The 21,243-nt window shown below is 35.4% G+C and carries 20 protein-coding genes; 13 read left to right on the top strand and 7 right to left on the bottom strand.

The window, feature by feature from the left end:
• Positions 1-8: 8 nt before the first annotated feature.
• Positions 9-392: a Rid family detoxifying hydrolase gene (locus tag RQM59_RS11260; RefSeq protein ID WP_349242213.1), complete on the top strand. Its 384-nt coding sequence runs from the start codon at positions 9-11 to the stop codon at positions 390-392.
• A 1-nt stretch (position 393) separates the two neighbouring features.
• Here the strand turns inward: RQM59_RS11260 and RQM59_RS11255 are convergent, their stop codons facing one another.
• From RQM59_RS11255 to pfkA, 3 genes are all read right to left on the bottom strand, one after another.
• Positions 394-846, bottom strand: a complete 453-nt coding sequence (locus RQM59_RS11255; RefSeq protein WP_349242212.1) for a hypothetical protein — start codon at positions 844-846, stop codon at positions 394-396.
• 118 nt (positions 847-964) lie between these two features.
• Positions 965-1,957 (bottom strand): type I glyceraldehyde-3-phosphate dehydrogenase, encoded by a 993-nt coding sequence (gene gap / locus RQM59_RS11250; protein WP_349242211.1) that lies wholly within the window; start codon positions 1,955-1,957, stop codon positions 965-967.
• A gap of 29 nt (positions 1,958-1,986) precedes the next feature.
• Complete coding sequence (gene pfkA, locus RQM59_RS11245) at positions 1,987-2,970, bottom strand: 6-phosphofructokinase (RefSeq protein WP_349242210.1); 984 nt, start codon at positions 2,968-2,970, stop codon at positions 1,987-1,989.
• A 179-nt stretch (positions 2,971-3,149) separates the two neighbouring features.
• Here pfkA and RQM59_RS11240 point away from each other — a divergent pair, with 179 nt between their 5' ends.
• Both RQM59_RS11240 and RQM59_RS11235 read left to right on the top strand, forming a co-directional pair.
• Positions 3,150-4,880, top strand: a complete 1,731-nt coding sequence (locus RQM59_RS11240; RefSeq protein ID WP_349242209.1) for a sodium:solute symporter family protein — start codon at positions 3,150-3,152, stop codon at positions 4,878-4,880.
• 50 nt (positions 4,881-4,930) lie between these two features.
• Positions 4,931-6,130, top strand: a complete 1,200-nt coding sequence (locus tag RQM59_RS11235) for an aspartyl protease family protein (RefSeq protein ID WP_349242208.1) — start codon at positions 4,931-4,933, stop codon at positions 6,128-6,130.
• Here RQM59_RS11235 and RQM59_RS11230 read toward each other — a convergent pair whose 3' ends face one another.
• On the bottom strand, positions 6,131-10,474 hold the full coding sequence (locus RQM59_RS11230; RefSeq protein ID WP_349242207.1) for a translocation/assembly module TamB domain-containing protein: 4,344 nt from the start codon (positions 10,472-10,474) through the stop codon (positions 6,131-6,133).
• A gap of 275 nt (positions 10,475-10,749) precedes the next feature.
• On the opposite strand from RQM59_RS11230, the gene tsaD reads away from it, so the two are divergent.
• Complete coding sequence (tsaD, locus tag RQM59_RS11225) at positions 10,750-11,778, top strand: tRNA (adenosine(37)-N6)-threonylcarbamoyltransferase complex transferase subunit TsaD (protein WP_349242206.1); 1,029 nt, start codon at positions 10,750-10,752, stop codon at positions 11,776-11,778.
• 32 nt (positions 11,779-11,810) lie between these two features.
• Here tsaD and RQM59_RS11220 read toward each other — a convergent pair whose 3' ends face one another.
• From RQM59_RS11220 to RQM59_RS11210, 3 genes are all read right to left on the bottom strand, one after another.
• Positions 11,811-12,422 carry a thioredoxin family protein gene (locus tag RQM59_RS11220; RefSeq protein WP_349242205.1) on the bottom strand — a complete coding sequence of 204 codons (612 nt, stop codon included), beginning with the start codon at positions 12,420-12,422 and terminating at the stop codon, positions 11,811-11,813.
• A gap of 5 nt (positions 12,423-12,427) precedes the next feature.
• Entirely contained in the window at positions 12,428-12,889 is a 462-nt protein-coding gene (locus RQM59_RS11215) for a TlpA family protein disulfide reductase (RefSeq protein WP_349242204.1), read from the bottom strand.
• Between the two features lie 100 nt (positions 12,890-12,989).
• Complete coding sequence (locus tag RQM59_RS11210) at positions 12,990-13,772, bottom strand: S1/P1 nuclease (RefSeq protein ID WP_349242203.1); 783 nt, start codon at positions 13,770-13,772, stop codon at positions 12,990-12,992.
• Between the two features lie 122 nt (positions 13,773-13,894).
• On the opposite strand from RQM59_RS11210, the gene RQM59_RS11205 reads away from it, so the two are divergent.
• The 9 genes from RQM59_RS11205 to RQM59_RS11165 all read left to right on the top strand — a co-directional run bounded on the left by RQM59_RS11205 (position 13,895) and on the right by RQM59_RS11165 (position 21,205).
• Positions 13,895-14,755 (top strand): SPFH domain-containing protein, encoded by an 861-nt coding sequence (locus tag RQM59_RS11205; protein ID WP_349242202.1) that lies wholly within the window; start codon positions 13,895-13,897, stop codon positions 14,753-14,755.
• 108 nt (positions 14,756-14,863) lie between these two features.
• Positions 14,864-15,019: a hypothetical protein gene (locus RQM59_RS11200; RefSeq protein ID WP_349242201.1), complete on the top strand. Its 156-nt coding sequence runs from the start codon at positions 14,864-14,866 to the stop codon at positions 15,017-15,019.
• Positions 15,016-15,174 (top strand): DUF4177 domain-containing protein, encoded by a 159-nt coding sequence (locus RQM59_RS11195; protein WP_349242200.1) that lies wholly within the window; start codon positions 15,016-15,018, stop codon positions 15,172-15,174. Before RQM59_RS11200 ends, RQM59_RS11195 begins: the two co-directional genes overlap by 4 nt.
• Positions 15,175-15,176: 2 nt before the next feature.
• Positions 15,177-15,680, top strand: coding sequence for a hypothetical protein (locus RQM59_RS11190; protein ID WP_349242199.1), 504 nt, complete (start codon positions 15,177-15,179; stop codon positions 15,678-15,680).
• Positions 15,673-16,137, top strand: coding sequence for a DUF1648 domain-containing protein (locus tag RQM59_RS11185; RefSeq protein WP_349242198.1), 465 nt, complete (start codon positions 15,673-15,675; stop codon positions 16,135-16,137). The genes RQM59_RS11190 and RQM59_RS11185 overlap by 8 nt, the downstream gene beginning before the upstream one ends.
• A 2-nt stretch (positions 16,138-16,139) precedes the next feature.
• The gene (locus RQM59_RS11180; protein ID WP_349242197.1) at positions 16,140-17,066 is read left to right on the top strand and encodes an alpha/beta hydrolase; all 927 of its coding nucleotides are present in this window, start codon (positions 16,140-16,142) and stop codon (positions 17,064-17,066) included.
• A gap of 2 nt (positions 17,067-17,068) precedes the next feature.
• Positions 17,069-17,233: a type II toxin-antitoxin system antitoxin gene (locus tag RQM59_RS11175; RefSeq protein WP_349242196.1), complete on the top strand. Its 165-nt coding sequence runs from the start codon at positions 17,069-17,071 to the stop codon at positions 17,231-17,233.
• Positions 17,234-17,277: 44 nt separating this feature from the next.
• Positions 17,278-17,895 (top strand): hypothetical protein, encoded by a 618-nt coding sequence (locus tag RQM59_RS11170; protein ID WP_349242195.1) that lies wholly within the window; start codon positions 17,278-17,280, stop codon positions 17,893-17,895.
• Between the two features lie 91 nt (positions 17,896-17,986).
• The gene (locus RQM59_RS11165; protein ID WP_349242194.1) at positions 17,987-21,205 is read left to right on the top strand and encodes a WD40/YVTN/BNR-like repeat-containing protein; all 3,219 of its coding nucleotides are present in this window, start codon (positions 17,987-17,989) and stop codon (positions 21,203-21,205) included.
• The last annotated feature ends 38 nt before the right edge of the window (positions 21,206-21,243 follow it).

Genomic DNA, 21,243 nt, shown 5'->3' with positions numbered 1-21,243 from the left:
CTATTTTGATGAAAAAAATTATACAAACCGAAAAAGCTCCTGCACCTATTGGGCCTTATAATCAAGCCGTATTAAGTGGTAATACGTTGTACACTTCTGGTCAAATTGCCATTGATCCTACTACTGGTAAATTGAACTTAGGGAATTCTATTGGGGAGGAGACTACTTTGGTAATGGAAAACATGAAAGCCGTTCTGGAAGCCGCTGAAATGACCTTTGAAAATGTTGTAAAAACATCTATCTTTATTTCTGATATGCATAATTTCGCCGATATCAATGAGGTCTATGCTCAATACTTTGATGAAGCGACAGCGCCAGCTAGAGAAACTGTCGAAGTTGCAAACTTGCCTAAGTTCGTCAATGTGGAGATCAGTATGATTGCAATTAAGTAATCTAAAAGCGAAAACCTATCTTAACGTTTCCTAAAAAACCATTTCCTACAATCGCTGGTCCTATATCTAACCCAAAATTCATGTTCCATGGACTCAGATAGTTGATCCCTATGGGTATGTATACCTTTGAATCATAAAATTGCTCGTCCAAATTAAGTAGAATAAAATCTTCTATATAACTGTATTTTAATCCTGTATAGAAGTTTACTTTTCTAGCTTTTAAACCAAGAGGGTAGTAATTCACCCCAGCACCCAATCCTATTAAACCCACGCCCACTTCTGCCGAAATTGTATTCGTCAGTAATCTTTCATAGGTAATACCAAGTATAGGGCTAGTTCCAAATAGACTAAATGAAACTGCATTTTTTCGTTCTCTCGTTTCTTGAGAAAAGCCATCATTAAAAGTTATCAGGGCCAGAAATAACAATACTATAACGGGGTTTTTAGATTTCATGTTGCAAAAGTTTACAAGCAATAATACTTCTTTTAGAATAAAAATCGAAGTTTTTCTAAAATAGTTATACCAAAAAAGCCTGCAAAATTGCAGGCTTTTTAATTATTATTGATCTTTACTATATCGTAGCCGAATATTCTAGTAAGTCCACAATCTTCGTAGCGTAACCGTATTCGTTATCATACCATGAAACTACCTTAAAGAAATTTTCATTTAACTCTATACTTGCCAACGCGTCTACTACAGATGTTCTGGTTTCAGAAATAAAATCCTGAGATACTACCTGATCTTCTGTATATCCAATGATTCCTTTAAATTCATTTTCTGAAGCTTGTTTTAATGCAGCTAGAATCTCTTTCAATGATGTTCCTTTCTCTGTTCTAAAAGTTAGGTCTACCAGAGAAACGTCAGCTGTTGGCACACGAACTGCCATTCCTGTTAATCTTCCTTTTAAGGATGGGATCACTTTAGTTACTGCAACAGCTGCTCCTGTAGTAGTAGGGATCATATTCGTTAATACTGAACGACCTCTTCTCCAATTTGAATTTGGACTATCTACAGCATCTTGTCCTGAAGTAGCTGAGTGAATAGTGGTCATTAACCCTTCTACCAATCCAAACTTATCATGTATTACTTTTGCTAAAGGCGCCAAACAGTTAGTCGTACACGACGCATTTGAAAAAATGGTCTCTTCGCTACTCAACTCTGTATGGTTAACTCCCATCACATACATGTTTGCATCTTTAGATGGTGCGGAAATGATTACTTTTTTAGCACCTCCTTTTACGTGCAGTCCCGCTTTTTCCTCAGTTAGGAAAAAACCTGTCGATTCTACAATATATTCTGCACCTACAGCATCCCATTTTAAATTTTCAGGATTTCTCTCCGCGGTTACTCTAATATTTTGTCCATTAACTACTAATTGACCATCTTTTACTTCAACATCGCCATCGAAGCGACCATGAACTGAATCATACTTTAATAAGTACGCTAAATATTCAACATCCAATAAGTCATTAATTGCAACTACTTGCATATTCTTTCTGCTCATCGCAGATCTGAAAGCTAGTCTACCTATTCTTCCAAATCCGTTTATTCCAACGTTTATCATTCTAATTATTCTCTATTTATTTAATTGTTTTATGTAGTCATAATATCTGAAACTCTGAGTAGTTCCATATTAATAGCATGACCTCCTTTTATAGCTTCTTCCAAGCTTGTGGTAATTACTTCGTTATTTTTTAGACCCACCATAAGATTTGTTTCATTATCTAAGAGTAATTCAACAGCTTTTACACCTAACCTACTTGCCAATACTCTATCAAAACAAGATGGTGCCCCACCTCTTTGCATATGACCTAAAACAGATACACGTACCTCATATTCAGGTAAATTTTCCTCTACATATTGAGCTAGCTCGTACACATTCTTTCCAGATTTATCTCCTTCAGCCACTACAACAATACTAGATGACTTCCCTGCCCTTCTACTCTTCTTTAGAGATTCTAACATTCTCTTTAAACCGAGATCTTCTTCTGGAATTAAAATCTCTTCTGCCCCAGCTCCAACACCAGCATTCAACGCAATAAATCCAGCATCTCTCCCCATAACTTCTACAAAAAACAGTCTATTATGCGAAGAAGCTGTATCTCTAATTTTATCAATGGCCTCTACGGCAGTATTTAATGCTGTATCATATCCTAAAGTGTGAGAAGTTCCGAAAATATCATTGTCTATAGTCCCAGGAATTCCTATGATCGGAAACTTAAATTCTTTATTAAAAATAACGCCTCCTGTAAAAGAACCATCTCCTCCGATCACCACTAACGCATGTAGCTCGTGCTCAACTAAATTCTCATGTGCTTTCTTTCTGCCCTCTTTCGTTCTAAACTCATCTGATCTTGCCGATTTTAAGATGGTACCTCCCTTATTAATAATATTATTAACACTTCTCGCAGTTAATGAGACAAAATCACCTTCTATCAAACCTTGATATCCTCTATAGATACCAATACATTCTGCTCTATAATAGGCGCACGCTCTTACCACAGAACGAATTGCAGCATTCATTCCAGGTGAATCTCCTCCAGAGGTCATCACCCCTATTCTTTTAATTTTTCCCATAATTTACTAATGTAAAAATACTCAATAAAACTCACTTAAAATAAAAAAAAAACGAAATCGATTTCGGTACTTTGCTCTATAAAATCTGGATATGAGCATGTTATCAATTTATAATTGGAACCATACTAACTTCTATTCAAAATGAATGATTATTTTAGGAGCCTAAAAACATCTTAAGTATGAATCTTGAAACTATCGATTATGCCATTATCATAGGCTTTTTCATTATCTCTTTAGGTATTGGGTTATGGGTTTCCAAAACATCTGGAAAAAACACAAAAGAATACTTTTTATCTGGTAGAAGTATGCCTTGGTGGTTATTGGGTGTTTCCATGGTTGCTACTACCTTTGCGGCAGACACTCCAGGTCTAGTTACAGAACTCGTTAGAAAGCAAGGTGTTTCCGGAAATTGGGTTTGGTGGGCATTTTTACTTACCGGTATGCTAACGGTGTTTTTTTACGCTAAACTTTGGAGAAAGTCTGGCATTACCACGGACCTTGAATTCTATGAGGTACGTTATTCTGGAAAAACCGCTAGTTTTCTGCGTGGCTTTAGGGCTGTTTATCTAGGTGTTGTTTTTAACGTGATTACGATGGCTGGTGTATGCTTGGCTGGTGCAAAAATTGCGAATATATTACTTGGAATTTCCCAGGAACAAACGCTCGTTTATTCGTCGATTATTGTTGTTATCTATTCATCTCTTGGAGGTTTAAAAGGTGTTTTAATTACTGATTTTGTTCAATTTATTATTGCTATGGTTGGTTCTATTTGGGCTACTATATATATTGTTAATTTACCTGAAATCGGTGGTATTGATGCCCTATTAACTCATGAGAACGTGATTGGCCAATTAAGTATGCTTCCAGATTTTTCAAATAAAGAAGCATTGATTACCTTATTTATCATTCCTTTTGCCGTACAATGGTGGAGTACCTGGTACCCTGGAGCTGAACCAGGCGGTGGCGGCTATATAGCCCAGCGAATGTTAGCTGCTAAAGATGAAAAAAATGCTACCTGGGCAACCTTGTTCTTTAACTTTGCACATTATGCTTTACGTCCATGGCCATGGATCATTGTTGGACTCGCTTCGTTAGTGATTTTTCCAAGTTTAGACAGTGTGAATTCAGCGTTCCCTGGTCTAAACGTAGAAATGCAAGGTCATGATGTTGCCTACGCTGCTATGATGACCTATTTACCGGCTGGACTATTGGGTATTGTACTTACCTCCTTAATTGCCGCTTTTATGAGTACCATCTCTACACAATTGAACTGGGGAAGCTCGTATGTTGTAAATGATCTATATGGTAGGTTTGTCAATAAAAACGCCTCGGAAAAACAAAAGGTTGTTGTAGGAAAGATCACAGTTGTAGCATTAATGTTGTGCGCAGCCTTATTTTCCTTTTATTTACAATCGGCTAAAGATGTTTTTGATCTCTTATTACAGATTGGAGCTGGCACAGGGCTACTATTTATTCTTCGATGGTTCTGGCATCGTATTAATCCTGCCAGCGAAATTGCCGCAATGACCATTTCTTTTAGTATTGCTGCATTCTTTTTTATTAATAAACAGTTGGATTTTGCTTTGATGGAAGAGATTCCTGGATACTGGCAGTTGATTATTGGTGTTGTAGTTACAACTATTGGATGGATTGCTGTTACCTTACTAACATCACCAACTGATACAGCAACCTTAGATACGTTTAACGCGTTAATTTTTGATGGCACCTCAAAGTTTAAACATATAGGTTATAAGATTGTTGCCTTCTTTGCCGGTGTAATTGGTGTATATAGTTTCTTGTTTGCAACGGGTAATTGGATTTATGGAGAAACTACCTTAGCTTTAACATTAACCATCCTTACCATTGTTTGCATTATACTTTTAAGGCGTATCTGGAAAGTGATCAAATAGGATTAACATTAATTAACATAGATCTTATAAAATAGGAATTATATTTACGTATGATTAGATCTTTTATAAAGGCACGTGCCTATTTTATCCTTGGGTACTTTATGTTTTTGAGTATTGTTCAATTATGCGCACAAGTTTCTGAAATCCCATTTGTGTTACGTGAGAACGGGCATATTCATATTAAGGTAAAACTTAATGAGTTTGACAAACCTTTGAATTTTGTTTTTGACACGGGCGCAACAGCGGATGTATTAGACGAAAAACTTGCTAAAAAACTAGGCTTGAAACCTAATTACAAACAAAGTGTTGCAGGCGGCGGAGGATCTAAATCGTACGATATTGTTTTAGGACAAAAGCTTACGATAGCGCCTAAAGTCGTGATTGAGCAATCGAACCTTGTACTTACGAACCTTGAACCGTTTCACCAATTATCAGACTATCCCTTTGACGGAATTTTTGGCTACAGTTTATTACGGAATTATGTGACTAAAATAGATTACCAAAAAGAGAAACTTTTGTTGTATGAGAAGATAGAAGACGTAGACCTAAACAAATATGAGAAACTGCCCTTTCAATTTGGGGGCGGGATCCCAATACCTCAATTGGAAGTTTCCATACAACTAAAAAATGGAGAGGTCTTTTCTGGAAGTATTCTCTTCGATTCTGGGGCAGGTATTACGTTATCCGTGAATAGTCCATTTAAGAATAAAAATAAGCTATCTGAAAAGTCGAATAAACGCATAATCTCTAAATCTCAGAACTTAGGCCATGAATCAATCTCAGAACAAATAGCCATTCGTTCGTTTAAAATCGGAAGTTTCGAGTTTAACGATTTGACCATTTCACTATCCAACGATAAAAGTGGTGTAAGTGCCTACCCTAATTATTTGGGTATTTTAGGGGCGAAAATCATCAAGCGTTTTTCAGTCATTTTAGATTATACGCAAAAGAGGCTCTACTTAAAGCCAAATACTTTATACACCAATCCTTTTGAATTCCCTTTAAGCGGAATTCGTTTAAAAAAGGATAAAGGGACAATTTTGGTTGGCAGTGTTGCTGGGTCAAGTCCAGCCTATAAAAAAGGACTTAGAAAAGGAGATAAGATCATTACCATTGGTGGCGTATCATCTAGCTCTTTAAGTGAATACTATAAACTTTTAAAAAAGGAAGGAACAACAATCAGCATAAAAGTTTTGAGTACCTCTGAACAAGAAAAAACCGTTCAGATAACATTGCAAAAATTGCTATAGTTACTTTTTTTGTTTAAAGTTAATGAGTTGCTTCTTTTTAGTTTTAGCAGTATCTTTTTTTACTACTGGTTTCTTTTTCTTCTTTTTCTTTAAACCAATCTTTTGAAGTAATTCTGACAACGTATTAAAGTTTACCTGATAGCTTAAACCAGCTCCTTGTGTATATCCCTCTTCTTGTGCTGAGTACTGAATCTCATTCTGACGATTAAAAATAACGCCTCTGAATGTTCCTTTTTCATTTAAGAGCACCTCGACTTTTACCTCTCCTACCACACTAGACTGTGTTTGAGCGCCTACCGGTACCCCAACCTTTCCATTGATAATAATTCGATCGTTGATTTGAGTAGATAACGTTGCTTCCACAGTATTATCTGTGGCTAAAGTATTCGAAACATCTTGCGGAGTACCTTGTTTATAATTTACATTTACTTTTAAACGATCATTAGAACTTATAATATCCGACAAAATTGCACTCACAAAATTACCTGTAGTATTCGTAATTAAACCTTCTGTATTAATATTAGCATTATCAGAGCTAAGGAAACTTCCAAACGCTAACAAAGACATAAACTGACGCATCTTAGCATTCTTATTATTATCATTTAAAACAAAATCAAGCTCACTACCTATTGTTGAATCTGAATTAGGAATTTCTATATCAAATTCTTGCTTAGAATTAAAGAGTTCTCCTGTAATCTTAGTAATGAGGTTTACAGGAATTGTCCTATTTGTACTAAAATTCTCTAATAAAACTGCCGGATTGGCTTTTGTGGTATACATAGCAGTAACATTCAATTCTGCTTCATATGGATCTCCACTCCAAGAAACGGTACTTCCTTTTACAATAGCAAAAGGCTTGTTAATGATTCCTCCATATTTTAAGCTATATACTCCCTTATCTATAGTATAATCTCCAAACATATTAAAAGTTCCTCGAGTATTGATCTCTATCTGAAGGTCTCCCGTACCGGTTCCTTTTAACTCACTACCATTTACCTCATCAATTACCACTTGTGCTTCTGCGTCTTTGGTCACTTCTAAATTGATAAATAAAGAAACACCTTCAATAGCTTCTTGAGCCAATTCTTTCTGACGATCTTCTGATGATTTATCCGATTTAAAATGAATTAGTTTATAACTCTCAACAGTTGCAACATCTTTTAGCGGAATAACAAATTTTGTATTCTTTTCAGTTCTTGCGTTAACAATGATATCTAAGTTATCTGTCAATCCGGTAATTTCAGCAGAACCATCTATAAACCCGGTACCATAATACTGCGCTTCTTCGGTATTTTCAGTATTTAATATCAATAAATTATCCGTATCTACTTTTAGGTCTAAGAACCAAGCATCAAAATTTTGGTGTACAATTTGTCCTGATAAATTTCCTCTGGTTGCATACTCAGTATCTAGCAAAGTGATATCATTGAAAATAAAGGATTGTCCCTGAAGACCTACAATGGCATCTCCTTCGAACTCATAATCTGTATTCAACAACGGAAATTTTAAGCCTGTGTCTCGAAGTGTTAAGCTTCCATCCATACTTGGGTTTCCTAAAAAGCCTTTTAACGTGAAATTACCAGAAGCTGATCCTCGAATTGCCGATAATACATCTTGTCCTAAAGGACTGAATGCGTTCAACTGAAAATCTTCCAGGAAAACGGACAAGTCCATCGTAGGTCGCGTAGTAGAAAAATCAAGGCTTCCCGTTGCTGCAATGCTCTTTACACGTTCTTTTTGAAGTGATAGATCTACACTGTACTTTTCATACGAATTATCTCCTTCTACGTTAATGGCCAAATCTCCTTGAGCAAAATCGTTTACTTCAAAACTATTTACAATCAGGTTTCCTTTAGGGCTATAGGAACCGTCCTTTTGAACAAAATCTATATTTCCGTTTAAAATCCCCTTAATCTTTAAGCTATCTATACTTGGCAAAAAGCTCTCTAAAGACACCTTGGTAAAATTGGCTTTAAGGTCTTTGTATGTAGAATCTCGTAGCACCCCTTTAAAGTTAATTCTTTGTTCTTTGGAAACTAATTCAAACGGAGAGAAAACATACTCGTCTGTATTTAGATCGAACGTAACTTTATTCTGTGCATTGTTAGTCGGATTGATATCCCAATTTCTATCTTTAAAATTAAAGGTCGATTTTTGAATCCCGACAACGGACTTTTTATCCTTATTTATCGTATAGAAAAAATCAACGTTAAACTTCTCTTCATCATTGATTCCTCCCCTAAAAACAGATTTAAAGAATAGGGTATCATTAACCGTTTTGTTCAGCAAGTTTAAATTTGAAAAATTGTATTGCTTTGTATTAACCTTACCTGCCGTGAGTTGGGAATTATATAATTTATTCTTTGTGTCCGTTCGCAACAAAAACTGATCTATTTCACTTCCATATGCGGTAATTTTCGGTGAGGAAATGGTAAGTTTCAATCTATTATCATCTGCATTGATCAACCCTCTAACTTTGGTATTGTTATCTATAGAAATTTCAGGATAGAATAGTTCAACCACCTGATTGTATACTGTAAAATCAAAATTCATAAATTGATGCGGTGCAACCCTATAAGGAGTATAATTCGTATAAATACTACCAAATGCATTTTGTGCTAAAGGAAGTAGATCTTCAAACGTAAAATTTCCTTTCAATTCACCTTTAACAATATCTTCCGAATCTATTCTTATTTGTTTTGTGCCATCCTTAACCGTAGATAAAACTAAAAACTGTTTGAATGTAAATTTCTTTCTTTGATTGGTGTACTCTACTCCCTTAAAATTAGCAATCCCTACTATATCGTCCAGTGTATTTCCATTTAGGTCCAAATCGACAACACCCTTTAACTGGGCAATGCTATCTCTTTCATACAATTTAATCTCCTTTAGGTCTGCGTAGGTAATATTTGCATTGAAATCAAACTGATGTACCGCAGATGAAAGATCTGCAAGGCCTTTAAATGTCATTTTTAAGTTGGCATCATCTACAGAGAAATCACCATCAAATAAATTATTTTGGTAGCGCCCATTTACCAATATATTCTGATAATTATATGCGTTAAATTCAAAGTCAGATATCTTCCCAATCAGGGTAGTATTGATATTTTCTAGCAAGAATCCACTTCCCTTAACATCTCCTTTAAAAGATACCTTTCCGAATAACGGATCGTTAAAAAATTGACCAAAATCAAAACCTATTAACTCAATCTCTCCATTATAACTTGCATCGTCAATATGATCAATACTTGTGATCTCCATATCGGCAATAGTTGTTCCAATATCAGAAACAACCGTAACTGTGGCATTCAAATTTTCAGGTGTTACTTTCGTTCTTCCTCGTAAAGTAAAATCCCCTAGCCTTATAAACTCTGTAGGTAATGTTTTCCCTAACAAATTAGGTAGTATATTCTTAAGTTTCTGGTAGTTTGCCGTGACATCGTCCAGATCGCCCATAAATTCAAAGCCCTTATCCGTATTAATGGCATTCTTAAATTCCATATCGCCAATAATGCGAATTCCTTGTTTGGAGTTCAATCGAAGCTTGCTCAATTTAAAATCGTTCAACGCTCCTTTTACGGCTCCTCTAAAGTTAAGTACATCAGTTCCATTAAGTTCGTTGTACAGCTTCTTTAGGTCTACGACAGAAAAGCTACTAGGCTTAAATGTCGCTGTAACCGCAACGCTATCATTAAAATACTTTAAGTTTTCCCTTTTATAATTGAATTCTATTTCCGCCTCAATTTTAGACCTTTCGGTCTCAACTGTTGTATTATAGAATTGCATTTGAGTTTTGGAGTACTTGAAATCCGTCGTTAGATTCGTAATCTCAATACCTCTATTATCTATAAAATACAGCCCCCTGATCTTTGTAGATACATCTGGTCCTATAATCGCAAAATCTTGCAAGTTTCCTCCTCCATTAGAAGCACTAAAAATAAACGGGTTCTCTTCATTTTCATCAATCTGTTTAAAATTCAAATTTTCCAGATAAATATTAGAAGTTCTTAACATGAAAGGGGTATACGTAGAGTCTCGTGGAGTGATAGTTCCGTCTTCAAAACTATCTACAAAAATGGAAAGATTATCATCTTTTTCATCCTTGTACGTTTTTAGATGAAAATCAATTCCATCGAGGGAAATACTTTTCAGATTTACATCATTATCTAAAACACGTTTTGCATTAAGTAAAGAAGTACTCAGTTTATTGATAAAGATTAATGTGTCTTTATGATGATCTCTAATCTCTACACCTTTAAGAGAGACAGAACCTAAAAAAGAGAGGTCTACTTTTTTGATTACCAGATCCGTACCATAATCCTCATTTATTCTATCCGTCGCCATTTTGGCCAATTTGGTTTGTACAGCTGGAATGGATAAAAAAATGATCAGAAGGATTAGAAAAAGTACCAGGTACTTTAACCATTTTATCAATATTTTGGTAAACTTCTTAATAGCTGGGTTTGTTTGAGATCATTTGCAAAACGTATAATATATCACAAATATTTTGCCATGTACTGCAAAGAACGTCAAAATTAACAAACTATTAAATTTCTACTTTAAAAAAACTGGCACCATCTTAAGAAATTATAGCTAATTTTGTCGAAAGTTTTTACGTATTGAATACTAACAAAATTTATATCCTTGGAATAGAATCGTCTTGTGATGACACGAGCGCTTCGGTAATTTGTGATGGAGCCATTTTGAGCAATGTAATTGCCAATCAGGAAGTGCATGCACAATATGGTGGAGTTGTTCCTGAGTTGGCTTCTAGAGCACATCAGCAAAATATTGTTCCTGTTGTACAGCAAGCTCTGGAACAAGCGGGAATTGATACATCGCAACTTAATGCTATTGCCTTTACAAAAGGCCCCGGATTGATGGGTTCTTTATTAGTAGGAACATCCTTTGCTAAGTCTTTAGCTATGGGGCTACAAATTCCATTAATTGATGTAAATCACATGCAAGCGCATATTCTGGCACATTTTATTAAAGACGAAAGTGCGAAGATTCCTCCCTTTCCTTTTGTATGCTTGACAATAAGTGGTGGACATACTCAAATTGTACGCGTAAATGACCATTTTAAGATGGAGGTTTTAGGAGAAACTATTGATGACGCAGTCGGAGAAGCTTTTGATAAATCGGCAAAACTATTAGGACTTCCCTACCCTGGAGGTCCTTTAATTGATAAATATGCGAAACTTGGAAACCCTAAAGCATATGCATTTACGAAACCCAAAGTAGGGAAATTGGAATTCAGTTTCAGTGGATTAAAAACGGCGATTCTATATTTTCTACAGAAACAATTGAAAGAAAATCCTGATTTCATTAAGGAAAACTTACATGATATCTGTGCATCAATTCAGTATACCATTGTTGAGATCTTATTAGATAAGCTGAAAAATGTGGTAAAAGAAACAGGTATAAAACATATTGCTATTGCAGGAGGTGTATCTGCTAATTCTGAGATTAGAGCTCGTTTGGAGCATGCGGAAAAGTACTTTAACTGGACTACGTATATTCCCAAGTTCGAATATACCACAGACAATGCAGCAATGATTGCCATTACCGGATATTTGAAATACTTAAAAAATGAGTATGCTGATGAAAATGTTACAGCTACTGCTCGTTTAAAAGTAACAGAATAAAAAAAAGCGAACTTTGTAGTTCGCTTTTTTATTTATTGTGTTTTTATACTACAGCCAATAGCCCGTGTATAAGTTTCGGACGGTTTCTTTCCAGCCAATAAAGCATCTACTGCGTTTTCCACATATTTCTTGCTTACGCCGCTTTCATCTCGTGAGCTATCATCAATAGCTCCAATATATTCTACGATGAGTTTTCCGTCATCTTTATTTAAAATATATACATGAGGTGTTTTTGTTGCTCCGTATTTTGGAAATACCTCTTGATCTTCATCAAACAAATATGGAAATGTAAACCCTTTTTCTTCCGCTCTAATCTTCATACGATCGTAGCTATCTCTAGGTTGTACAACTGGGTCATTAGGGTTAATCGCAATCACTGGATAACCTTTGCTCTTATACTTTTTATCTAATGCAATGATCCTATCTTCGTTAGCCACAGAATATGGACACGAGTTACAGGTGAAAATAACAATAAAGCCTTTAGCCTTACTATAATCTGCTAACGATACCATTTCCCCATCTACATTCTTTAAAGAAAAGTCTGAAGCTGTATCTCCTACTTTATATCCTTTCTCCGGTACTATCGTAAAGGCTGATATTGCCACCAATAGGATAATGGCACTAAGTATTTTAGTTGTTTTCATAATAGTTATTTTAAAAATGATTGTATAGTGTTTTCTAATACTTCGTAGGAAATAGGTTCTGCGAAGAATTCTCTTTTATCTTTAGTATAGATCAATGTAGCCGGTAATGCTCCTGACCATTTTTCGCTGATATCTCCAATCCAAAACTGTTCGTTTTTATCATCTAACAGCACTACCTTTGATTCAATGTTTTTCTTGTTAATGAATGGTATTAATTTGGACGTTACCTTTTTTGGAAAATCTAAACTTACCAATAAAACCTCTACATTCTTGTCTTTATATTCCTTATTGATCTTTTCAAAATACGGAAGTTCTTTCACGCAAGGAGCGCACCATGTTGCCCAAAAATTAACCACATAAACCTTGTCATCTTGCGCATGCAGCAACGGCTTTAACTCGTCATAATTCAAACTCGTCACTTCGGTCACTTTAGCAACTTTAGCAACCTCCGGCTTGCAAGAAAGCATACAAAAAAGTAAAACAGCGAATAATAGGGAGTTTTTCATAAAAGTAAAATTACAAATAAGATAATCGTCTAAAAAACAATTAACTAAACGTTAACAACTACTATTTAAAAGCATCATTAAGTACTTTTGCCAAACGAATACCCGCCTTTTGCAATTGTTTTCTTGCAGTAGTTAAATAGTCATAAGAGTATCGGTAACGTAGGTTCTCATCTTTCTTTGCAGATTTGTATATTTTTTTAGTCAATTCATGCGTCTCATCTACCCAGTTAACTACAGTTCCTTCTTGAATAGCTTTAACCTGTTTTTTGGAAAGTTCTTCTGCATTATCTGCTAATTCTATATAACTCATATTAAAACCTTCAATCATTTTGGTATCCCAAACACTGTGCAAATTCGTTTTCTGACCAAACCATTTTACATTAAATCGATTACCTCCTCTATCTTCTTCAAGCCCAATATGTAATGGTTGATGTAAGTCACCCACTAAATGCACTAACATTTTTAAATAGAAGGCCTTATCTTTTTTAGAACTCTTTTTATCTTTTATAACTTCCAAACATTTTTTGATTCCTGTGACCAAATCGCCTTTAGGGTTCTTTTTAGAATCTTCATAATTGGAATCCATTGGCATATTGATAAAGTGCCAGGTATAAAACTCTCTATATTTTCTGTCAGATTTGATCTCGTCTGCAAATGTTGATACAAAAGCCAAACTTTGACCTTTTAACAGTTTTCGAATCTTTCTCTTCGTTTTATTCGTTAAATGTTTTGAGGCTATTTTACCAACAGTCCTATGACCCGTTTGACCCCAAATGATTTCCGTAGCCTTTGTTGAGTATCCCAAAAAAAGAAAAACTGAAAGTGCTAAAATTCTAAATTTCATCCTTGTTTATTATTTAATGTAAAATGCTAATTTATGAAAATAAGTGCTTAAAAATTTGGAAATGAGAAAAATAATGTCATATCTTTGTGATATCATTTTAATATCATTTTAAACTTAAGACCATGAAAGAAGAGAAAATTATTAAACCTGCTAACGGATACTTAATGCTTTTAATAGTGTTAGTGCTATTTTTTGGAGGGATTGTATTTACAATACAACAAGAAAACCCTGGATATCTATTATCAACATTTTTTGGACTCGTAGGTATGTTTGGCTTCATATTAGTAAACCCGAATACATCAAAAGTCGTTCTACTTTTCGGAAAATATGTAGGAACAGTCAAGCAAAATGGCTTATACTGGGCCAACCCTCTTTATAGAAAAAAAGCAATATCGCTGAGAGCTAGCAATTTTGATAGTGAGCGTTTAAAAGTAAATGATAAGCTTGGAAATCCAGTAATGATTAGTACTATTTTGGTATGGAGAGTTACGAATACGTATAACGCGGCCTTCGACGTTGATAACTATGAAAATTTTGTAAGAGTGCAAACGGATGCTGCGGTTAGAAAGTTAGCAAGTATGTACCCATATGATAACTTTGCAGATGAAGGACACGAAGAAGATATTACATTACGTTCCAGCGTTAACGAAGTAAGCGAAGCTTTGGAAAAAGAATTAGAAGAACGCTTATCTATAGCTGGAATTGAAGTACTAGAGGCTCGAATTGGATATTTAGCCTATGCTCAAGAAATTGCAAATGCGATGTTAAAACGTCAACAAGCAACAGCTATCGTTGCCGCAAGACATAAAATTGTGGAAGGAGCCGTAAGTATGGTTGAAATGGCTTTGGAAGAGCTGAACAAGAAAGATATTGTAGAATTGGACGAGGAGCGTAAAGCTGCGATGGTAAGTAATCTAATGGTTATTTTATGTGGAGATAAAGAAGCTTCTCCTGTATTAAACACAGGTACATTAAGTCATTAAATCAATACGTATGTTAGGAATTCAAATTAAAAATAAAAAAGTAGCGTTCATACTGTTTATTATTTGTATGCTATTTCTAACGCTTGGAATTGTTTTATTTTAATAAGTATGAAAAACAATAGTGCTATTTTAGGGATGATATTTGGAGCTGGCATCGGCATCATTTTTAACAGTACAGGATTAGGCCTACCAATGGGTGCTGGAGTTGGCTATGTGTTGGGTCTAATTTTGAGTCAACAACAAAGGAAAAAAGAAAAAAAATGAAAGAATATAAAGTAGTAAACTGGAAAATGGGATTGTCTAAAAACAATGAAAAGTTAGAAGACACTTTAAATCAGTATGCAAAAGCAGGTTGGACTGTAAGACACATTGCAGAGAACTCGGCGAGAATTGTCTTTGAAAGGGATAAAAACAGATAAGGATGAGAGTGTTTGAAGAAGAACAACGATTTAGGCAAACCTGGTTGATCATATTACTCGCCGTTAGTATCATGATCCCAATTGTTTTGATCATCAAAGAGTATACGAAAGAGAACACCAATATGAGTGCTATGGAATTTACATTAACACTTTTACTAATGTTCGGAGCTACTATTCCAATATTCTTCTTCAAATTAAAAACGCGTATCGATGAAAAAGGAATTCATTATAGATTTATTCCTTTTCATGGAAAATTCAGAACCCAGCATTGGTCTGAAATTAAATCGGTCTCAGTAAGAAAGTACGATGCTATCTCCGAATACGGAGGTTGGGGTTTAAAAGGAGGTTTTCGTCGAAAAAAAGGTCGAGCTTTCAATGTTAGTGGAAATATTGGTATTCAATTGGAATTACTAACAGGTAAGAAGATTCTCATTGGAACGCAAAAAGAGTATGATGCAAAAAAGGTACTCGAAACTTATCAGAATAAAATAGAAGATCATGGATAACCAACATAACATAAAACTTGAAACGATTGATTACATAATCATCAGCATAGCATTTTTTATAAGTCTATGTTCTTGGTTGTACGTTATTATAGAGTATGCTGAGCTACCATCTGAAATTCCTACACACTTTACTTTGAATGGAGAAATAGATGGTCATGGAAGCAAAGATATTATATGGCTGGTTATGGGATTACTTACTATATTAAATGTTGGCCTATTCTATTTGTCTAAAGCGACTTCTTTTCATAGTATTCAGCTAAAAAGTAGAATAGCAAACTTTAGAGCTGCCGCCATATACATGCCTTTTCTTAGTATTGTTCAAGGTATTGTAGTGTACTCCGTTATAGAAAGTGCTAAGGGTACTTTTCAATACTCGCAATGGATGTTACCAAGTATTTTAACGATTACTGGAATTACCTTAATCGTAATGTTCACCATTATATTTAAAAATAAATAATCATGTTACGAGTTATCGCATTTATTAGTACATACATTCTTAGTATCACATTAACTTGGGCCCAGGTGAAGTCTGAGGCCATACTAATCAAAAATGATAGTATAGAATTACCAGGAACCTTAACGTATTCAGATAAGGATACTGATCTTGTTATTTGGGTACACGGATCTGGAAATGTTGACAGGAATGGAAATCAAGCAGGGTTGAATGTTGGTGCAAATTATATTAAACAGTTCAGAGATAATATTAACAAAGAAGGTATCGCTTTCTTTAGTTATGATAAAAGAACAGCGAATAGAAACAACATGAAATTCTTATTGAAGAAGCTAACCTTTGACGACCTGGTGGTCGATGTTAAAAAAGTAATAGCTTATTTTAGAAAAGACGATCGTTTTAAAAAGATAACCTTGATTGGTCATAGTCAAGGGTCTTTAGTAGCTATGTTAGCTTATGCCGACGCCGATAAATATATTTCTTTAGCAGGACCCTCTGAATCGATTGATGCTACTATAGTTGGTCAAGTTACTAAACAAAACGCTGAACTGGGAAAAACGACTGCCGCTCATTTTAAAGAACTAAAAGAAACCGGAGAGATTAAAGAAGTAAATCCAATGTTGTTAAGTATTTTTGCAAAACCTAACTTGCCATTTTTTAAGTCTTGGATGCAATATGATCCTTCAGAAAAAATTAAAGAAGTTTCCATACCAACTTTGATTATTAATGGTGATAAGGATATTCAAGTTTCTGTGGAAGATGCCAAACAACTACATGCTTCGAAAAAGGATGGAGCATTAAAGATCATAAAAAACATGAACCATGTGATAAAGCATATAGAGAAAGATGCGGATAATATTCCATCGTATCGATCACCAGATTTCCCTATATCCAACGAATTGGTAACGATTATCGCAATGTTTATAAAACAATAAGTATGGCAAAGAAGAAAGCTTTTGCATTACGCATCAATGAAGAGATGCTCAAGGCCATTGAAAAATGGGCTGGAGATGAGTTTCGATCGACCAATGGTCAGATCGAATGGATGCTGATGCAATCGCTAAAAGATGCCAAAAGAGAACCTAAAAAGAAAGACGAGTAAAATACTCGTCTTTCTTTTTATATTTAAGCTGTAATTATCAATATATGTCAGAAGAAATTAAATCAAAAAGATGGGAAGTTAAGTGGTCTGCCGAAAAGGTGATGAGTATTTCTGCGTTGTTCATAAGCGCCATATCTTTGTTTGCTCTTTTCTATCAATTAAATCTAGGGAGGGAAGAAAATGAATTGACCAGAAAGCAGCAAAGCGCAAGTGTTTTACCCTATTTACAATTTGAAAATGTCTATAATGTCCGAGCATTTAGCATACATTTAATTAACAAGGGAGTGGGACCCGCTTTTATCAAAGAAGTTTCTTTTGTTTTAAATGATAGTGTTCAATTTGATAACTCTACTGATGCCCTACTCTATAAGATGAAAGAAAGAGTAGCTATTGGGGATTCTATTAGCTACACGGGGTCAATGACGATCACCAAGAATACTGTGGTACAACCCAGCGAGAATATAAGAGTCTTTGAAATTTCTTCTAAAGATAAAGACGATTATTCTGGAGTTAAAAACTTTAAGAATCAAATGAATAAAACTCCTCCAGCATTCACCATTATCTATGAAGATATCTATGGTCATCGTTGGGAGTTATCCAATAAAAACAATGAACAAGGTTTTCAGTATTTAACTCCTGTTCAAATTAAAAAAGCAGATTAGTACAATGATGTTCTTTAAGATTTCTTTAAGAATATATAAAAACTGTAACTTGTACCTTTAAGCTTTTTAAAAATCAACTAACATTTCACACATGAAAAAAATCCTAACCTTTCTGTTACTTTTCATTTCGATCACTCTTTTTTCTCAAGAGTTTTCAATGGATCTTGTTAAAAATATGAAACCGAGGAACATAGGTCCTGGTGGTATGAGTGGACGTGTAACTGCTATAGACGTGGTTCAGTCTGACCCTGATATTATGTATGTAGGTACCGCTTCTGGTGGACTTTGGAAATCTACGTCTGGAGGTATTAAATGGGCTCCCGTTTTCGACAAAGAAGTTACCGCCTCTGTTGGAGCTTTGGCCATACAACAATCCAACCCTAGTGTTATTTGGGTAGGAACTGGGGAAGGAAACCCTAGGAATAGTTTGAATGGCGGATATGGAATCTTTAAGTCTTTAGATGGTGGAAAGTCATGGAAATCTATGGGATTAGAAAAAACACGTCATATTCATAGGATTGTGATAGATCCAACAAACCCAAATACTGTATATGTTGGTGCTATTGGGTCTCCCTGGGGAGAACATAAAGAACGAGGTGTTTATAAAACAACAGATGGAGGAAAAACATGGAAGCGAATCTTATTTAACAATATAAAAACTGGAGCTGCCGATTTAGTCATGGATCCTTCTAATCCTAACAAATTGATCGCAACTATGTGGGAACATAAACGTGATCCTTGGTTTTTTAAATCAGGAGGAAAAGGCAGCGGAATGTATATTACCCATGATGGTGGTGAAAATTGGAAAAAGATTACCGCTAAGGAAGGTTTTCCTAAAGGTGATTTGGGAAGAATTGGTGTTGCGATCTCAAGAAGCAACCCCAATGTTGTTTATGCTCTGGTAGAAGCAAAAAAGAACGCACTATATAAGAGTGTAGATGGAGGTTTTAAATGGAAAATGATCAATAACAAGAGAGGTATTGGAAACAGACCTTTTTATTATTCTGAAATCTATGTAGATCCTCAAAATGAAAACAGACTCTATACCATATTTACGTATGTAAATGTATCTGAAGATGGAGGAAAGAGTTTCCGTCAGTTAATGCCAGCATATGGCGTTTCTAATGGTGTGCACCCAGATCATCATTCCTGGTGGATACACCCAACAGATGGTTCATTTATGATTGATGGTAATGATGGAGGTATGAATATCACGAAAGACCGAGGAAAGACTTGGAGGTTTGTTGGAAACTTGCCCGTGGCACAATTCTATCACATCAATGTAGATAATGAATTCCCATATAATGTATATGGAGGAATGCAAGATAATGGTTCTTGGAGAGGCCCAGCATATGTTTGGAAGGCACAAGGAATCAGAAATTCATATTGGCAAGAGATCAGTTTTGGAGATGGATTTGATGTCGTACCAGATAAGGATAACTCCCGTTATGGATGGTCTATGAGCCAGCAAGGTTTTGTAAGCAGATATGATCATATAACAGGAAACAATTATACTGTGCGCCCCACGCATCCAGACCCAAAAGTGAAATTACGCTTTAACTGGAACTCGGCAATTAATATCGATCCTTTTGATAATAGCACTATTTATTTCGGAAGTCAGTTTGTACATAAGTCAACAGACAAGGGATTAACATGGTCTGTAATTTCACCTGATTTATCCACAAATGATAAAGAAAAACAAAAACAAGGAGAAAGTGGCGGTTTAACTATGGATGCTACTGGTGCCGAAAACCATTGTACTGTCTTAGTTATAGAGCCATCTCCTTTAGAAAAAAATATGATGTGGGCAGGTACGGACGACGGTCGAGTTCATATTACTCAAAATGGAGGTACAACGTGGTCGGATGTTTCAAATGGATTGAAAGGCCTTCCAGCAGGAAGTTGGATCGCTCAAATTAAAGCATCTAATAAAAATAAAGGCGAAGCATTATTGATCGCTAACGATTACAGACGATTTAACTATACGCCTTATGCCTATAGAACAAAGGATTATGGTAAAACATGGACAAGAATTGTCGATGCAAATGATGTGGAAAGCTATACGTTAAGTATTGTAGAAGATCCAGTAAACGCTAATTTATTGTTCCTGGGAACGGATGATGGATTGTATGTGTCTTTAAATGCTGGAAATAAATGGACAAAGTGGACTGCTGGTTTTCCAACAGTACCTGTAAAAGATCTAGTGATTCACCCTAGAGAGCATGACCTTATTATTGGAACCTTTGGTAGAGCGGCATGGGTATTAGATGATATTAGACCCCTGCGGGCTATGGCTACAGGAGCTGCATCGAAGACCTTAGCATTATTTGAACCACCAACTGCATACCAAGCTGCGTATCAACAACCAACAGGAAGTAGATTTGGGGCGGATGCTCTTTACAATGGGGAGAATCGTCGATTTGGCGCTATGATTTCTTACTATATCAATAGACCTGAAAAGAAAAAAGAAGAAGCTCCTAAGGCTGCGAAGAAAAGAAGAGGAAAGAAAAAAAAGAAAGAAGAGCCAAAACAATCTGAAGGTGACAAAAAGCCTGCTGTAAAATACGACTCTATTAAGTTAGAGATTTTTGATGGTTCTAGATTAATCCGTACGTTAAAACGTAAAGCTCCTAAAAAGAATGGTGTACATAAGATGTACTGGTTTATGCGCGAAAAAGGAGTAGCGAGACCAAGTAGAACTATCAGAAAACAACGTAATGAGCCTTCAGGGGTTCGTGTTAAACCTGGGACATATCGATTAAAAATGTCTTTTGGTGATCAGGTTTCTGAGCAAAACATTACAGTTGCTTATGACCCAAGATTACAAATGTCTGCTGCTGCGATCAATGAGATCTATAATGCAAGTAAAGATATGGAACAAGATCAAAAGCGAATGGCTGGTGTCTTAAAGCAATTAGCAGAGAGTAAGAATACTGCCAATGGATTTAAATCTAAATTATCTAAAGAAGATAAAAAGAAATACAAAGATCAGATTAAAGCATCTAAAGATATTGTCAAGAAAATAGATGGAATAGTAGCTATTTTCTTAGGTAAGGTTGACAGAAGACAAGGAATTACACGAAATCCAGAAGTAACCGTCAATCAACGTTTTGGAAATGCCAGAAGATATGTCGGTAGCCGAAAAGGAAATCTTACAGCAACTGAAAGACAGTTAATGAAGCAGTTTAAAGACGCCTTACAAGATGCCATTACCAAGACCAATACTTTCTTTGATAAAGATTGGGCGGCATACAAAGCCAAAGTAGAAAACATAAGTATCTCACCTTTTAAGGAGGTCAAAAAGTTTTAAAATAAGAAGCGGAGTTTTACTCCGCTTTTTTTATGTTT

This window comes from Asprobacillus argus (assembly GCF_032248395.1).
Classification (GTDB): Bacteria; Bacteroidota; Bacteroidia; order Flavobacteriales; family Flavobacteriaceae; genus Polaribacter; species Polaribacter argus.
This window is presented reverse-complemented; position numbering and strand designations above follow the sequence as displayed.